2 protein-coding genes, 1 tRNA gene and 1 riboswitch are annotated in these 2155 nt (G+C 32.8%); of the genes, 2 read left to right on the plus strand and 1 reads right to left on the minus strand.

Going from position 1 to position 2155, the window contains the following annotated elements; all coding sequences use genetic code 11:
* Window positions 1–302 (minus strand): ECF transporter S component (locus KHW44_RS08905; RefSeq protein WP_304068616.1); only part of this gene is annotated, 302 nt, incomplete at its 3' end.
* Between the two features lie 70 nt (window positions 303–372).
* Window positions 373–487, minus strand: a riboswitch (FMN riboswitch).
* A gap of 83 nt (window positions 488–570) precedes the next feature.
* Between KHW44_RS08905 and KHW44_RS08910 the strand changes: the two genes are divergently transcribed.
* Both KHW44_RS08910 and KHW44_RS08915 read left to right on the plus strand, forming a co-directional pair.
* Window positions 571–1833 (plus strand): M18 family aminopeptidase, encoded by a 1263-nt coding sequence (locus tag KHW44_RS08910; protein ID WP_304068619.1) that lies wholly within the window; start codon window positions 571–573, stop codon window positions 1831–1833.
* Window positions 1834–2007: 174 nt separating this feature from the next.
* Window positions 2008–2084 (plus strand) — tRNA-Pro (locus tag KHW44_RS08915).
* Window positions 2085–2155: the final 71 nt, after the last annotated feature.

Here is a 2155-nt window from a genome sequence, read left to right on the forward strand (position 1 = left end):
GAACTTGCTACAACAACAAATACTGATGATAATATAAAGTTAGATAATTCCCCAACTCCACCAGTAGTTGTTCCGTTAATTATAAAGTTCAACAAAATCTTAACTGCAGAAGTTAACACACCTGCTACAGGTCCTAGTGCAAATCCTGAAATTAATACTCCCAAATCTCCTATGTCCACTGTCATAAATGGTGGTGCAAATGGTAGAGGGAATTTAAAAATCATAAGCAATGCACTTATTGCCCCTAAAATACTGATTTTCACCATAGTTTGAGTACTAGAATTTTTTCTTGTGGTTTCCATAACCTACCTCCTAAGATTTTCAAGGGCAAATAAAAAAGCCCTTATATTTAGGGCTAAATGTTAATTATTACATTTACTTCTTTCGTCCAGACTTTACTGTCGGTATTGGAATTACACCAAATCATGCATAATGCTCGCGGACTATAACCGCCGGTGAGGAAATCAACCTCGCCCTGAAGTAACTTCATTATACCACTAAGTATATTTTTTGTAAACTTTTGCTATTAAGTATTTTTATTTTTGGGTATACTATTATTGAGGTGATTTTATGAACATAACAAAAGAATTAATGAGTTTTATCGATAACAGTCCATCTGTTTTTCACGTTATCGATAATTTTAAAAAAACACTAACAGAAAACGGGTTTACTGAATTAAAATTTAAAGATAATTGGAAAATCGAAAATGGCAAAGGATATTTTGTAACAAATAACGATTCATCAATTATCGCTTTTAAAGGAAGTTCTGATTTCGATAATATCAGATTGATTGGGTCTCATTCAGACAGCCCAACTTTTAGAATAAAACCAAATTCTATCGTAAACAAAGACGGATTTTTGACTTTAAACACTGAAGTTTATGGTGGACCAATACTAAGCACATGGTTCGACCGTCCATTGTCTGTAGCTGGTAGAGTTGTTTTGAAATCAGATAATCCATTCAAACCAGAAATCAAACACATTAACGTAGATAAGAATTTGTTGATAATTCCTAACGTTGCAATCCACATGAACAGAGATGTTAACAATGGCTACAAATTTAATGCGCAAAAAGATACATTGCCACTTTTAGCATTATCAGAAAAAGATTCTAAGATAACTTTTGAAGAAATTTTGGCTAGAAATACTGGAATAAATGCTGAAGATATTTTGGATTTTGATTTGTTCTTATACGATAGACAAAAAGGAGAATTTGTCGGAGAAAACGATGAATTTTATTCAGTAGGAAGAATCGATAATTTGGGAATGGCATTTAATTCTATCAAATCCTTAATAGATTCCGAAGTTACAAACACATTAGCCTTAGCTATGGTTTTTGATAACGAAGAAATCGGATCTTCTACAAAACAAGGAGCAGGAAGTACACTTCTTAGCGATTGTTTCAAAAAAATCGTCGAAGATAACAATAAAAACTTCTATGAAGTATTGCACAATTCTTACTTGATTAGTGCAGACCAAGCACACAGTTTGCATCCAAATTACACAGAAATGGCAGATCCTACTAACAGACCACTAATCAACAACGGTCCTGTTATAAAATACGCTGCAAACGGAGCGTATACTTCGGATGCAGTTAGCTCATCAATATTTAAGAAATTATGCTTAGATAAAAACATTCCATGCCAAGAATTCACAAACAGATCAGACAAAAGAGGAGGCTCCACAATCGGACCTATCACTGTTTCTAATTTGGATATTCAATCTATTGATATTGGAAATGCAATTTTGTCAATGCACTCTGTAAGGGAATTAGGTGGATGTAAAGACAACGAATATATCTATGAATTATTCAAGTATTACTACGAATATTAACAAAATGTAAATTAAAAGTTAAGATTTTTTAATTCTTAGTAAAACGGAGATAAAATATGATTATTAAAAGTAATCTCTTTTATCTCCGTTTATTTATCGATAAATGGATTTGTCATAAATCTAAATCTATCGTATACTAATAAAGTACTTGAGATAAGCAAGTAATAAAAACGTCGGGGTGTAGCGCAGTCCGGTAGCGCACGTGGTTTGGGACCATGGGGCCGGGGGTTCAAATCCTCTCACCCCGACCATAATCACAAATTATATTTGTGATTTTTTTGTTTCCTTTTGTTATTGATATTATGAAAAAATACATCTGTTT

Origin of the sequence: Finegoldia magna, from assembly GCF_018371055.1 — a bacterium.
In the GTDB taxonomy this organism is placed as follows: Bacteria; Bacillota; Clostridia; order Tissierellales; family Peptoniphilaceae; genus Finegoldia; species Finegoldia magna_I.